Annotated in this window: 12 protein-coding genes and 1 pseudogene; 8 read left to right on the forward strand and 5 right to left on the reverse strand. The window is 63.0% G+C overall.

Annotated elements, in window-relative coordinates:
• Genes tssG through ACPTTC_RS36790 form a run of 5 tightly spaced genes read right to left on the reverse strand, consistent with a single transcriptional unit; the run spans position 1 to position 5,056 of the window.
• Entirely contained in the window at positions 1-1,068 is a 1,068-nt protein-coding gene (gene tssG / locus ACPTTC_RS36770; RefSeq protein ID WP_423396205.1) for a type VI secretion system baseplate subunit TssG, read from the reverse strand.
• Entirely contained in the window at positions 1,068-2,957 is a 1,890-nt protein-coding gene (gene tssF, locus ACPTTC_RS36775; protein WP_423396206.1) for a type VI secretion system baseplate subunit TssF, read from the reverse strand. The genes tssG and tssF overlap by 1 nt, the downstream gene beginning before the upstream one ends.
• A 38-nt stretch (positions 2,958-2,995) precedes the next feature.
• Positions 2,996-3,553: a type VI secretion system baseplate subunit TssE gene (gene tssE / locus ACPTTC_RS36780; protein WP_423396207.1), complete on the reverse strand. Its 558-nt coding sequence runs from the start codon at positions 3,551-3,553 to the stop codon at positions 2,996-2,998.
• A complete protein-coding gene (locus ACPTTC_RS36785) occupies positions 3,546-4,397 on the reverse strand; it encodes a type VI secretion system accessory protein TagJ (RefSeq protein WP_423396208.1) in 852 nt (283 codons plus the stop codon). The genes tssE and ACPTTC_RS36785 overlap by 8 nt, the downstream gene beginning before the upstream one ends.
• On the reverse strand, positions 4,394-5,056 hold the full coding sequence (locus ACPTTC_RS36790; RefSeq protein WP_423396209.1) for a TagK domain-containing protein: 663 nt from the start codon (positions 5,054-5,056) through the stop codon (positions 4,394-4,396). Before ACPTTC_RS36790 ends, ACPTTC_RS36785 begins: the two co-directional genes overlap by 4 nt.
• A 548-nt stretch (positions 5,057-5,604) precedes the next feature.
• On the opposite strand from ACPTTC_RS36790, the gene tssH reads away from it, so the two are divergent.
• The 8 genes and pseudogenes from tssH (at position 5,605) to istB (ending at position 14,211) form a co-directional block, all read left to right on the forward strand.
• The gene (gene tssH, locus ACPTTC_RS36795) at positions 5,605-8,286 is read left to right on the forward strand and encodes a type VI secretion system ATPase TssH (protein ID WP_423396210.1); all 2,682 of its coding nucleotides are present in this window, start codon (positions 5,605-5,607) and stop codon (positions 8,284-8,286) included.
• A gap of 39 nt (positions 8,287-8,325) precedes the next feature.
• Complete coding sequence (gene tssB / locus ACPTTC_RS36800) at positions 8,326-8,868, forward strand: type VI secretion system contractile sheath small subunit (protein ID WP_423396211.1); 543 nt, start codon at positions 8,326-8,328, stop codon at positions 8,866-8,868.
• A gap of 27 nt (positions 8,869-8,895) precedes the next feature.
• A complete protein-coding gene (gene tssC / locus ACPTTC_RS36805) occupies positions 8,896-10,389 on the forward strand; it encodes a type VI secretion system contractile sheath large subunit (protein WP_423396212.1) in 1,494 nt (497 codons plus the stop codon).
• Between the two features lie 90 nt (positions 10,390-10,479).
• A complete protein-coding gene (locus ACPTTC_RS36810) occupies positions 10,480-10,965 on the forward strand; it encodes an Hcp family type VI secretion system effector (RefSeq protein WP_204421213.1) in 486 nt (161 codons plus the stop codon).
• 80 nt (positions 10,966-11,045) lie between these two features.
• On the forward strand, positions 11,046-11,549 hold the full coding sequence (tssJ, locus tag ACPTTC_RS36815; RefSeq protein ID WP_226198164.1) for a type VI secretion system lipoprotein TssJ: 504 nt from the start codon (positions 11,046-11,048) through the stop codon (positions 11,547-11,549).
• Between the two features lie 31 nt (positions 11,550-11,580).
• A pseudogene (gene tssK, locus ACPTTC_RS36820) lies at positions 11,581-11,967 on the forward strand (type VI secretion system baseplate subunit TssK); the annotation flags it as partial.
• Positions 11,968-12,091: 124 nt separating this feature from the next.
• The gene (gene istA / locus ACPTTC_RS36825) at positions 12,092-13,348 is read left to right on the forward strand and encodes an IS21-like element ISBcen28 family transposase (RefSeq protein ID WP_423391356.1); all 1,257 of its coding nucleotides are present in this window, start codon (positions 12,092-12,094) and stop codon (positions 13,346-13,348) included.
• The gene (gene istB / locus ACPTTC_RS36830) at positions 13,345-14,211 is read left to right on the forward strand and encodes an IS21-like element ISBcen28 family helper ATPase IstB (RefSeq protein WP_124681121.1); all 867 of its coding nucleotides are present in this window, start codon (positions 13,345-13,347) and stop codon (positions 14,209-14,211) included. Before istA ends, istB begins: the two co-directional genes overlap by 4 nt.
• Positions 14,212-14,213: the final 2 nt, after the last annotated feature.

The following is a 14,213-nucleotide window of genomic DNA, read 5'->3' on the forward strand; positions in this document are numbered from 1 at the left end:
TCAAATTTCGGAGTCAGTGGCACGGCGATCGAGATGGCGCATGTAACGCTCGGGCTCGAAACGCATGCCGGTAATGGGTTTATGCGGATCCGGACGTCCCAGCCATCCGGACCAGCCCATGCGCTGCCGGCCACCCATCACTGCCGGCGGCGCACTCTCAGGCTTGATGCGCAGCTCGAGCTCCCATTCCAGCTCGTATCCCACGAATGCTCGGACCCATTCGACAAGCCGCGGCAGATCCTCGCCCTGGGGTGTAAAGCGCAGATAGGCGTCGAGATCGACTGGCCCAATGACGATCCGAAACCGATGCTGACGATCCGGGGCGACGCGGCCGAGCATCGCGCCTTGTCCCATCGTCGCCGCCGCGCCAGGACGTCCCATGCGGCCACGGTCGGCTGCATCGATTTCGATCCAGTGAAACACGTGCTCCTCGATCGCGACCGGCACGCCAAAGTAGCGTTCGAGCGTCGCGCGCAAACCGTCCGGATTGCGCGATTCGCGCACGAGGTGCGGCGCCGCGGCCAGACGTGCGTGTGATGGAAGGGGGCGCCGGTGACACTCACCAACGTCCTGTCCGGTGAGGCTTGCGACGTAAAACGAAAAGTGCTCTTCGTCTGGTCGGTCAAGTCCGGCGGCCGACTGGGCCGACGCCCATGCGCGATAGAACAGCGTGAAGAAGCGGTGATGGAAGATGTCGAAGAAATCGACCGTCGTCATGTCCCGCCGGCTGTCTTCACGATCCTTCGCGATCTCGGTGACGTGGATCGGCAGTGGACCATTGGGGCCGAGCATGCCGAGACCGAACAGGCGCACTTTCAGTCGCCCTTCGGCTTCTTGTGCACTCGCGACTTCACGCGGTGCAAAGGCAAGGCTCGGCTGCTGGCCGAGCCGGAACGGCTCGGAGCGCGGCCGGCGTGCGGTGCCGATCGGATCGATCGCCGGGTTCGCGCCGATACGTCGCAATAGAGACAGGAACCCGAAGCGCCACGGTTCGGCCTGCAGCCGTTCGAGCAGCTCAGGCGACAGCGTGCTATCGCGCAGCAGCGCGGGTAGCGTGGCGCGCTTCATCACAGGACTCCACGCGTACCGGTGCGCACGGGCCAGCGCGCAATACGGCCGCGCTGCATCGAATGCAATTCGGTTTGCGTAAAGCTGTTGATCGAGACGTGCCGTGCGAGCCAGTGCTCGAGAACGACCCCAAAGAGATAGGGGCTCACGCCGGAGAAGCCTGTTTCATCGACCGTCAGCGCGCACTCGATGCCGCGTCCAAACGTCATTGGGCCGGCCCCCGGAAGTTTGCGCGTCACCGGGCGCGTCTTTACGCCGACGAGGCTTTCCACTTGCCGGCCTTGTCCGGAATCGCCGTCTGCAAGGTATAGGCGAAGCAGATCACGCAGACCCTGGCCACCTTCACGGTGATCAAGATCGTCGAGCGGCAGGTAGTTGAAATTGAGTTGGCGGATCAGACGCCAGGCCATCTCGCGCTCGGCATACGGCGGCAACGGCGGACTTGGCGCTCGGACAAGGCCAATGCTCTCGACCGGCGCGGACTCGGCGGTCTCCAGGTCGTGTACCCCATCGCGCGGCACGAGCGTGGCGAGATCGCGATTAGTCAGGAGCGCGTCGACCGACAAAAAACGGATGTTCTCGTTATAAGGCGCCTCGTTCTGGTCGACAAGCGAGAGAAATACTTCTGTGCCGACGTAGGGCGTGCGCGTACCGTAGCGGCGCGCCGAATCGGACACGAGCCTTCGTTCGCGACGGGTCGAAAAGTAGCGCCCGTGGTTGCCCTCATCGTTGTTCAGCGTCTGGTAGAGCGGGCGGAACTCGAGCTCGGCGGACGTCGCGGCCACGCGACCGTACACGGTCTCCACCGAGAACACCTCGTAGTCGAGGGGCGCAAGCCGTGCCGGCACCAGATGAAATTCGGTTTCGCGCGGCGAGAGCTCGATCCGGTCGGTATGCTTGCTGAAGAGGTTGATGACAGGCGTGCAGAACAGGGCGAAGCGTGACGCGTCGACGAGGTTCGCGAGCTCGGCCGGTGCGCGGTCGAGCAGCACGACGATCTCCACTTCGCGACCATCCACCCTCGAAAAGCCCTCGGCCAGGCCGGTCAACGCGAAGAACCAGAACCGTGCAGGGCACGCGAAGTACTCGTGCAACAGGTTGTGCCCGTGAAATTTCGTCCACGTCAGCGGCAAGAGGTTCTGATCGGTGCGCAGGCCTTCGTGATCCACCGCGTTTTGGGTGACCGCCGCGGGCGGACGGCCCGGCGCGCCGAACGCTCCGGGCACGCCAATCACGGAGGCGATTGCGCCGACATGCAGCAGCTCGAACAGGTGGGAAGCGACCTGCTCATCACCGGCCAGATAGATCGGGAGCCGGTCGAGTCCCTGCAGATCAGCGATCCGGACGTCACCCGTCGTCGCCAGCCGGAGTCGCAAGGCGCCGCGTACCTGTGTATCGGGCGGGACGTACCGCGCGAGTCCCGGAATGTCCGGGGGGATACCGGTAAGGCGCGCTTCGGTGATCGTGAGCGGCCACAGCGTCACGTCCTGTCCGCTCGTGAACTGGCACGCCGTTCTCTCTCCATCGGGAATGCGTGCGGTGAACGAAGTGCCGCGCGCAATGCGATACCCTTTGGCGAGGTTGCCTTCGGTCCGGCCGGGATACAGGCGCGCAACGGCAATCGACGGTGTGGGCGCAACGTAGTTCGGGTAGATCACCTCGAGCAGTCGCTCGGTAAAGCGCGGAAACTCCGCGTCGAGCTTGATCTGCATGCGTGCAGCCATGAAGCTGAACGACTCGATCAGGCGCTCGACGTAGGGGTCGGCCACTTCGCCGGCCTGCATGCCGAGGCGCCGTGCGATCTTCGGGTGAGCATGGGCGAATTCAGCGGCGAGCTCGCGCATGTAGATGAGTTCTTGGTTGTAGTAGTCGAGCAGTCGCGGGTCCATCGGAGTGTTCTCGTTGTTGTCGTTGTGCCGCGCCGCGCTCAGCTGGTGCGCATGCCGGTGATTCGAATCTCGCTCGTTTCGAGATCCAGCGAGCTTTGGACCATGAACTCGAGCGGATACGGATCCATGTGAATCAGCCCGCGAACTTCGAATGCGAGGACGTTGTGATGTTCGCCGGCGGCGTCATTGCAGGGGCGAGGGGACACCACAAGGGAGTCAGGAATCAACCTCGGCTCGAAATCCGTGATGGCCTGCCGGACCATGCGCTCGACGTCGTTCCACTGGCGCGACGCGATAAAGGCTCCCGCGAGCGGCGGCACGCCAAAGTTCACGGTCGAGGCTGCTGCATGCGGATGGCGTGCGCGATCGATCTGGTCCTCGATGCTCGTCGTGTTGAGCAGATAGGCGAGGTCACGCTGCACAATGTCCCGCATCTGTTTGCGCGTGACCGTGTATTCCTCTGGCGCTTCGACCTGCCGATGCGGCGCGTCGTCGCGCAGCCGGTCGAGCAGGGTGGGCATCAGATGCGCGTTGACCCGCCGAGGTGTCCGGACCGCGATCGCATCCATCGCCGAGAGCTTTTTGCGCTCAACCATCGACGCGCTCGCCAATGGTCGCGCCGTCAGCAATACGCGCGCCGAATTCGGTGTTCGCCAGCTCGAACAGACTGAAGTCGCCTTGATCCGTTGCCCAGGTCTTTTGCCCAAGTGCAGTGATGCCGGTTCGTCCGTTCTCCAGCCAGACCGTTTCACGCCCAAGGCGCATGGCGTCGCTCCCCGTTTCGGAACTTGGATACCGTGCCGGCATGAAGCCGTGGACGAGCGCGCCGTCGACGAGCGTGAGCGTACAGGGCGCCCACACCAAGTCGACAAGCTTTGCCGGTGGCGACACGCGCCATGCTGCGAGATCGCTGAACGGTACCCACCGGTAGTGTCCGGCGGTGATGACTTCGCAGACGGGACCGAAACTGGAATCGCTATCGACAATCCAGGCGGCCTTTCCTTGAGGGATCCTGACCGAGACGCTCGGCGCAGTGTCGAGCGCGGTCTCGCGGGCGTCGTCGGCTGGTTCAATCTGTCCGCCGGCATTCAAGTGGAGCGCATTCAGCAACCCATCGACCCACGCTGGAGGCTCGAGCACGAAGCCGGGGCGCTCGCTTCCCTCGACTACGAGTTTTCGCCAGCGCTCGGCCCGAATCAAGTCGCGATAAACCTGCGCGGTTGACGCGTGGCCGGGCTCGAGCTTCGCCCACGTCTGCAATTGCTGGATCGCGCGCGTCCACTCACCGGTGATGCACAACAGCTGAAACAGCGCCCAACGATGGGAGGCGGTGGTCGGCTGAGCCCGCAGGCGTGCCGAGACGTGCTCGATTTGCTCGCTGAGGGGAGCCTCACCCAAACGATGGGTGTGGGGCGTGTCGGAGGCGGTGAGCCGGGTCATCCTTCGTCCTTGCGTGAGGGGGCGGATAGCGGACTGTCCACGGTCAGCGCGTGGTGTTCGCGCCGGGTGAGCGCGGGCGGTAGAGCCGGCCCGCGCCGTGCGGCGGCTGCTTGATATTCGGGCGGAGCAAAGAGCCGCAGGATTTCCGGAATGGGTTCATCGTCGAGCGCGGTTTCGGCGTGCCCATCCAGTTGCTCGAACACGTCCTTTAGCGTGCGATTGCCAAACAGCAACGTTTCGATCGAATCTGAACCTCCGAGGTTGCCATGCGCGTGAAGGGCGTCCTGCGGGTCCGGGCTGGCGGTATGCGCGGCTGGTTCGTCTGCCATTTGCGCCCACTCGGTGCTGACCGCCGCATGGGGATCGGTCAGCGCGCGCCAATATTGGGCGTGCAATGTATCAACCAGGGCGTCGGGACTGTCAGCGGCGGCAGTGGGCGCGCGAGCCGAAGTGCGCATATGCGCCGAGGCACTGTCGATGCCCCCGATGCCGAGCTGTTCAAGTACGTCGTCGCCGATGCGCAGATCTCCGCCCATTTCGTCTGCTGCAAGGTCGGAGTCGACCACGTCGGGACTGCGCCAGGCCAGACCGTCGCCAAGCACGGGTTCGGTCTGCGAGAGGTCCGGTTGGCGGTGCCAGGGTAGGCGAAGGGAGCGCATCTTGGTGTCCGATGACGAGAATTACGCATTTTAAACACGAGTGCCGGTGGCTCGTCCATCGCAGCATCGATAATCCAGTGTGTGAGTGGGACGGCAAGCGGATTAAATGTTTCGTCGGAAAATGTCACGGACTGTAAATTGTCAATGTGGAGTTCATTGAAAATCAATGTGTTGCGAAAATTTGTGAAAATATTTAAACATTCAATTCTAAAATTATCTCAAAAAAACAATGACTTGGATTATCTAAAATCTCATAATTGGTCGTCGTGATTGCTCGACTTGGTGTGCGGTGTTGCGGCATCTGCAGGAAGAGCAGTGAGCGGATTGATCGCGATCCACTGTTAGTGTTATTGGTATCGATAATGCATTGACGTCGCTCCGGTTTCGTGTAAATAATGCGGAACTGATCCGAGCAGGCCGTTTGACTTGGATCGAAGAGAGAGCGATATATCGAGTGTTTTCGGTTCCATCAGGTAAGGCTTCTGCATAGTAGTCCTGATAGGTCTGACGGGGTGCTCGGGGCATCGTAGCCAACAAAAAAGACCATCATGACCATTTCACGGCAAGCACTGTTCGGTAAGCTCGGGGTCCAGCTTTACCGCGGCATCGAATCCGCAACGAACTTCTGCAAGTTGCGCGGAAACCCGTTCGTCGAGCTCATCCACTGGCTGCACCAGCTACTGCAGCAGCCGGATGGCGACCTCCACCGGATCGTGCGCCACGCGGACATCGACCGGGATGCGCTTGAGCGCGATTTCGCGCGGGCACTGGCCGCATTGCCCGCCGGCGCAAGCTCGATCAGCGATTTTTCATGGCATATCGAAGCGGCAATCGAGCGCGCTTGGGTGCTTGCGACGCTCGAATACGATGACCGTCGTGTGCGCGGCGGGTGGTTGATCGCGGCCCTCGTGTCCACCCCCGACCTGCGGCGTGTGCTGCTTTCCATCTCTCCCGCGTTCGGCAAGATCCCGGTCGACGCCCTCGACGACGTGCTGCCTGCGTGGATCGCCGGCTCACCGGAAGCGGCCGACGCTCCTTACGACCATAGCGATTTGTCGCCCGCCACGCCGGGTGAGGCGTCTGGTGCGTTGCCGGGCGCGCAAAGAAACGGGTCGCTCGAGCAGTACTGCACGGATCTGACCGCGCGCGCTCGAGCGGGCGAGATCGATCCGGTCGTCGGCCGCGAACTCGAGATCCGCACGATGATCGATGTGCTGCTGCGCCGCCGGCAGAACAATCCCCTGCTGACCGGCGAAGCCGGTGTCGGCAAGACGGCCGTGGTAGAGGGCCTTGCCCGGGCGATCGCGTCGGGCAACGTGCCGCCGAACCTCGCTGATGTGCGCCTGCTGAGCCTCGACGTTGGTGCGCTGCTCGCCGGCGCCAGCATGAAGGGGGAATTCGAAGCCCGCTTGAAGGGGCTGCTCGAAGCGGCTGCCAAGTCGCCATTGCCGGTGATCCTGTTCATAGACGAGATTCACACGCTGATCGGCGCGGGTGGCCAGGCCGGCACGGGCGACGCCGCCAACCTGCTGAAGCCGGCCTTGGCACGCGGCACGATCCGCACGATCGGCGCGACCACATGGGCCGAGTACAAGCGGCATATCGAGAAAGACCCCGCATTAACCCGGCGCTTTCAGGTACTGCAGGTCGCGGAGCCGTCCGAGGCCGCCGCCATCGATATGGTCCGGGGGCTCGTGCAAACGTTTTCGACGCATCACGGTGTGTTGGTACGTGATGAGGCGATCCGCGGCGCCGTGACGTTGTCGCATCGCTACATTCCGGCGCGCCAGTTGCCGGACAAGGCGATCAGCCTGCTCGATACCGCTTGCGCGCGGGTGGCGTTGTCGCAACACGCGACCCCGCGCGAGCTCGACGACGTGCGTCAGCGGCTTGCTGCCGCGCGCACTGAAGAGGCGCTGCTCGTGCAGGAGGCACGTATCGGTCTGGAGGCGGACACAGCGTTGGCCAGCGTACGCACGCGTATCGACACGCTGGCGACGGACGAGGCCGCGGTCGAGATGCGTTGGCGTGAGCAAGCCACGGCCGCGCAAGCGCTGCTTGCCGCGCGTGAGGGCACTGAGGGAGAGCCCGACGATTTGCCGATGCGACTTGAGCGGCTCCGCGAGCTCGAACGCACGCTGGCTAACCTGCAGGGCGATGCGCCGCTCGTGTTTCCGGAGGTCGACGAGGCGATCGTGGCAGAGATCGTTTCGGATTGGACCGGCATTCCCGTCGGTCGCATGGTCACGGACGAGGTTGCCGCTGTGCGCCGGCTGCCCGAAACGCTGGAAGCCCGTGTGATCGGCCAGCCCAATGCGCTGCGCGTTATCGGCGAGCGCGTGCAGACCGCGCGTGCCGGCCTGACCGACCCGAAGAAGCCGCTCGGCGTGTTCCTGCTTGCAGGACCGTCGGGCGTGGGCAAGACCGAAACCGCACTGGCGTTGGCCGAAGCGTTGTACGGCGGTGAGCAAAACCTGATCACGATCAACATGAGCGAGTATCAGGAAGCCCACACCGTATCGGGCCTGAAGGGCGCTCCACCGGGATACGTCGGTTACGGCGAGGGCGGGGTGCTGACCGAAGCCGTGCGCCGTCGTCCGTACTCGGTCGTCCTTCTCGACGAGGTTGAGAAGGCCCATCGCGACGTCCATGAAATGTTCTTCCAGGTGTTCGACAAGGGCTACATGGAAGACGGCGACGGTCGCCACATCGATTTCCGCAACACCACCATCCTGCTGACCAGCAATGTCGGCGCCGACCTGACTGCGAGCCTGTGCGCCGATCCGGCGCTCGCGCCGGATATGGACGGGTTGCGGGACGCGCTTGCGCCCGAACTGCTCAAAGCCTTTCCGGCGGCCTTTCTCGGTCGGGTGGCCGTGGTGCCATACCGGCCGCTGGCCGACGACGGGCTCGCCCGCATTGTCCGATTGCATCTGGGTCGCGTCGTGAAGCGCATGGCCGACAGCCACGATATCGCGTTGACCTTCGATGACGCGGTGGTCGACTACATCGTCGGCCGCTGTCTCGTACAGGAGACCGGTGCACGCGTTCTGATCGGGTTTATCGAGCAACACATCCTGCCGCGCCTGTCCGCCGTCTGGCTCGACGCCTTCACGTCGAAGGCTGCGATCGCGCGCATTTCGATCGGCGTTGCCGATCCCGCTGCAGCTCCGCTGCGGGCGCTGACGTTCGATGCCTTGCCTATCCATTTGGACGCGTTGCTCAGTTGAGCGCCCATTCCACTTCCCACCATCCAGGAGAGCCTGACCATGTCCGCTTCCAGCAGTTCGCAGAAATTCATCGCACGCAATCGTGCGCCGCGCGTGCAAATCGAGTACGACGTCGAGGTCTACGGGTCGGAGAAGAAGGTCGAGCTGCCGTTCGTGATGGGCGTGCTCGCCGACCTGTCCGGCAAGCATCCGTCCGAGCCACTGCCGGCCGTGACGGATCGACGATTCCTGGAAATCGATATCGACAATTTCGATGAGCGCATGAAGGCCCTCCGACCGCGCGTCGCGTTCGCGGTGCCGAACACCCTGACGGGCGAAGGCCAGATGATGGTCGACATGACCTTCGAGAGCATGGAGGACTTCTCGCCTGCCGCGATCGCACGCAAGGTCGAGCCGCTGCGCCAACTGCTCGAGGCGCGCACGCAACTCGCGAACCTGCAGACCTACATGGACGGCAAGTCGGGCGCCGAAGCGCTCGTTACGCAATTGCTGCAGGATCCGGCGCTGCTCAAGTCGCTGGCCGAGGCACCGAAGCCCGGGCGTCACGACGACGGCGCAGCCGACCACAGCGAAGCGAACTGACCGACGAACCGATCGAGGAAGACCATCATGGCGAAACAGCAAGCACAAGCCGCCCAGGCGCAAGTGGCCACCCAGTCCGATTTTACGCAACTGCTCGAGAAGGAATTCCGCCCGAAGACCGAGCAGGCACGTGAAGCAGTTGAATTTGCGGTTCAGACGCTCGCCGAACAGGCGCTAAGCCAGTCGATCACGATCAGTGACGATGCGTACAAGAGCATTGCGGCCATCATCGCGCAGATCGATCACAAGCTCTCCGAGCAGATCAATCTGATTCTGCATCACGAGGACTACCAGGCGCTGGAGTCGGCATGGCGCGGTCTGAACCATCTTGTCTCGAACACGGAGACCGATGAGCACCTGAAGATCCGCGTTCTGGACGTTTCGAAGACCGAACTGCATCGCACGATGCGCCGGTACAAGGGACTGGCGTGGGATCAAAGCCCGCTCTTCAAGCAAATCTACGAGCAAGAGTATGGCCAGCTTGGCGGCGAACCGTACGGGTGTCTCGTCGCCGACTATTATTTCGACCATACGCCGCCCGATGTCGACCTGCTGGGCTCGATCGCGAAGGTCGCCGCGGCGTCGCATACGCCGTTCATCACGGGTGCGGCGCCGTCCGTGCTGCAGATGGAGTCGTGGCAGGAGTTGGCGAACCCGCGCGACCTGACGAAGATCTTCACGCAGAACCTCGAATATGCCGCGTGGAATTCGCTGCGTCACACCGAGGATGCGCGTTACGTCGGTCTCGCAATGCCGCGGTTCCTCGCGCGCCTGCCCTATGGTGCGAAGACCAATCCAGTTGACGAGTTCGATTTCGAAGAAGACACGAACGGCTCGAACCATAGCCGCTACGGTTGGGCGAACGCAGCGTACGCGATGGGCGTCAACATCAACCGCTCGTTCAAGCAGTACGGCTGGTGCTCGTTGATCCGCGGCGTCGAGTCCGGCGGCACGGTCGAGAACCTGCCGTGCCATACGTTCCCGACCGACGACGGTGGCGTCGACATGAAGTGCCCCACCGAGATCGCCATCTCGGATCGCCGTGAGGCCGAACTGTCGAAGAACGGTTTCATTCCGCTCGTGCATCGCAAGAACACCGATCACGCAACCTTCATTGGTGCGCAGTCGCTGCAAAAGCCGACCGAGTATCACGATCCGGATGCGACGGCCAACGCGAACCTGTCGGCGCGTCTGCCATACCTGTTCGCATGCTCGCGCTTCGCGCATTACCTGAAGTGCATCGTGCGCGACAAGATCGGTGCGTTCAAGGAACGCGAAGACATGCAGCGCTGGCTGAACGAGTGGGTCATGCATTACGTCGATGCCGATCCGGCGAATTCGTCGCAGGACACCAAGGCGCGCCGTCCGCTCGCGGCTGCCGAAGTGCTCGTCGAGGACGTCGAGGGTAATCCCGGGTATTACCAGGCGAAATTCTTCCTGCGTCCGCACTTCCAGCTTGAAGGTCTGACGGTTTCGCTGCGACTTGTGACGAAGCTGCCGTCGATCAAAGAGGCTGCTTGAGAGTGAAGCTGGCCTGTTTGGTCGCGCGTTAAGCCATCACTCTCATGGTGCGCGGCCGATTTCTATTCACTGAAAAAAGGAGTACTACAGATGGCGCAGGATATTTTTCTGAAGATCGACGGCATCAACGGCGAATCGCTCGACGACAAGCACAAGGACGAAATCGAAGTCCTGAGCTGGGACTGGGAAATCCTGCAGGAGTCGACGATGCACGCCGGCAGCGGCGGCGGCGCAGGCAAGGCGACGGTCAAGGATCTGACGTTCGAGCACAACATCGATCGCGCGAGCCCGAACCTGATGAAGTACGCGCTGACGGGCAAGCATATCGACCAGGCCACGCTCGTGATGCGCAAGGCCGGCGGCAACCCGCTCGAGTACCTGAAGCTCACGATGAGCGACGTGATCGTCACGCGCGTGAAGCCGTCGGGCAGCAAGCTGGACGCCGAAAAGAGCCGCGAGACGGTGTCGCTGTCGTTCGCGAAGGTGAAGCAGGAGTATGTCGTGCAGAACGCGCAGGGCGGCAGCGGCGGTGCCGTCACGGCCAGCTTCGACATCAAGGGCAACAAGGAAGCGTAAGCAGGCGTCGCGCTGCGCGTCGGCACACTTGTCTTGCCGCACGCGCAGCGCCTGCCTCCGTATCCCAAGGTGAAATCTGCATGCGTTCCATTCTGACTGCCGCCTCGCTCGCCAGCTTGACGATTCTCTCGGCCTGCGCGAGCGGCGAGCCGAAGCCCAAGGAACCGATCCGGCTTGAGCTGACCGTCAGCGCCCGGGCCGACGTCAACCCGGATGATCGCGGCCGGGCAGCGCCGATAGTCGTACGCCTCTATGAACTGAAGAACGATAACGCCTTCAAGGCAGCAGATTTCTTTACGTTGCAGATGCAGGACAAGACGGTGCTGGCCGACGATGTCGTCAAGCGTGACGAGCTGCAGCTGCGTCCCGGCGAGCACCAGACGATTGTGCGGCGAACCGCGGCGGACACGACTGCCATTGGCGTGATTGCGGCGTATCGCGACCTGCCGAATTCCGTCTGGCGAACGGTCTACACGATGCCTGCGCCGCCCGACAAGGCGTGGTACCGCATCTCCACGCCGAAGCTGAAACTCACTATCGATCTTGAGGCCAAGGCCGTCAAGATCGAGGAAGCCAAGAAATGAATCACGTCGCTCAACGAAACGGACGATACGCATGAGCTGGTACGCCAAGGTCGCCTGGCAGGAAGGGCTGTTTTTCCGTCCGCAACTGTTCCAGCAACAGGATCGTTACTTCGAGAAGTACGCGCACATGCGTGCGGCGCCGCTGTCGCCGTTCTTCTTTGGCTTTGCACACTACGCGCTCGACGTGGAGTCGTTGGCGCTGGGGAAAGTGATCGTCAAGTCCGCCGCTGGCGTGTTCGCCGACGGCTCGCCGTTCGATGCGCCGGGCAACACGCCGTTGCCGCCGCCGCTGACGATCCGTCCGGAGCACCTCGATCAGGTGATCTATCTGGCGGTGCCGGTCCGTCTGCCGAACTGCGAGGAGACGACGTTCGAGAACACGCCGGATTCGTTGGCGCGCTACCTCGTGTTCGATACCTGTCAGCGTCGGATAGATACTCCCCACTTTCGTCGAAGTAATTTTCCCCAGTTTTTTATCTGATGGCGCCGCGGTAGCGGCGCCGTCCTGTCGATCGCCGACCATATCGCCCTGGAGATCCGTCGTGGGGGTGTCGGTGGTCGAGCTGGAGGAAGTGATGACGATTCTGGAATTGCATCGGCAAGGGCTGAGTATTTCGGCCATCGCTACTCGACTGGGTATGGACCGCAAGACCGTTCGTAAATACATCAGGAATGGCGTTCAGGCGCCGCGTTACGGTCCGCGCGCACCGCGACCGTGCGTGGTCGATCCGTTCGTCCACTACGTCACCGAACGTGTGCGCGAGTTTCCCGACCTGAGCGTCGAGCGACTGCTGCGCGAGATTCGGGCCATGGGGTACACCGGTGGCCGCACGGCACTGGGCGACCTGGTTCGGGAGGTCCGGCCGCCCCGCCAACGTGGCTTCGAGGTGCGCTTCGAGACGCCTGCCGGGCATCAAGCGCAGGTGGATTTCGCCCACTTCAATGTCGAGTTCGGCGACGCGCCTGGCCAGCGACGCTCGATCTGGCTATTCTCGATCGTGCTTGGGCACAGCCGCTATCTCTGGGGACGTTTCGTCGAGCATCAGGACCTGCAGACCGTCCTGCGCTGCCACATGGATGCGTTCGAGCACCTCGGCGGCGCTCCGCGCGAGATTCTGTACGACCGGATGAAGGCGGCCGTGCTGGGCGAAGTCGAGAAGCACATCGTCTACAACGCGAAGCTGGTCGCGTTTGCGCAGCACTACGGCTTCGCGCCGCGCGCCTGCAAGGCATATCGCGCCAAGACCAAGGGCAAGGTCGAGCGGCCGTACCGCTATATCCGGCAGGACTTCTTCCTGGCGCGTCGTTTCCAGAATCTCGCCGACTTGAACCGACAGTTGCGCGAGTGGCTCGACACGGTGGCCAATGTGCGCGTGCACGGCACGACGCACCGCGTCGTCGCCCAGCACTTCGGTGAGGAGCGTCCCGCACTGCAGGCGTTGCCGGCCGGCACCTTCAACGGCGTGATCCGGCTCGAGCGTCGCGTGAGTCACGAAGGCCTCGTCTCGGTCGGCGGCAACTACTACAGCGTGCCCGATCGAACACGCAAGCGCACGCTCGACGTCCACAGTCTGGCCCACGAGATCCGCATCTACGAAGACGGTGAACTGCTGGCGGTTCATCCCGTGCTCGAAGGCCGGCGACGAACCTCGCTGTTGCCCGGCCATCGGCGCGCAAATCAGCGCAAGCAGCCAGCACGACACCCATCACCATCGGTAACGGTAGCCGTAGCTCGCCGGCCTCTGTCGTTCTATGACCAGGTCGCAAGACGCCTCGCAGATGCTGGGAGGACCGCATGAGCGGCATGCCTGCCTCGACACTGGAACGCATCCGGCGCTATCTCGTCGGCTTGCGCATGCCGCGCGCGCTCGAAACGCTGGACGCCACCCTGAATCGCTTCGAGCAAGGCGACAGCTCGATGCTGGAAGTGTTGGAAACGCTGCTGGGCGAGGAGTTCACGACGCGCGAGACCCGCCGCATCCGGATGGCGCTGCAGACCGCGCGGCTCGGCACGATCAAGACGCTGGCCGGTTACGACTTCAGCTTCCAGCCGAGCCTCGACCGAGATCGCATCATGACGCTTGCGCAACTTGAGTTCATCGAACGACGGCAGACCGTGCACTTCCTTGGGCCGCCCGGCACGGGCAAATCGCACCTGTCCATTGCGCTGGGCGTGGAAGCCGTGCGCGCCGGCAAGAGCGTCTACTTCGGCTCGCTGGCCGAGATCGTGAACTCGATGGCCAAGGCCGAGCGGGAGGGCAACCTGGCGCAGCGCGTGCGCTTCCTTGCACGCAACAGCCTGCTCATCGTCGACGAGATCGGTTACCTGCCGATCGGCTCCAACGGCGGCAATCTGTTCTTCCAGCTCGTCAACGCCTGCTACGAGCGCTGCGCGATCATCCTGACGTCCAATCGCAGCTTCGGCGAATGGGGCGAAGTGTTCGGCGACAGCGTGGTCGCCGCGGCGCTGCTCGACCGGCTGCTGCACCACGCGATCGTCGTGCAGATTGAAGGCACATCGTACCGCCTACGAGAACACGCCGATCTGCTGCCCGACCATCTGCGCAACCGACCATCTTCCCTGAATCACCCGTCCGCTGAACCGGTTCGTCGGCGCCCGGGCCGTCCGCGAAGGAGCTCATCCGATCACATCGCCGGCTGATC

The sequence above is a fragment of the Burkholderia mycopellens genome, from assembly GCF_964265025.1.
GTDB lineage: Bacteria > Pseudomonadota > Gammaproteobacteria > Burkholderiales > Burkholderiaceae > Burkholderia.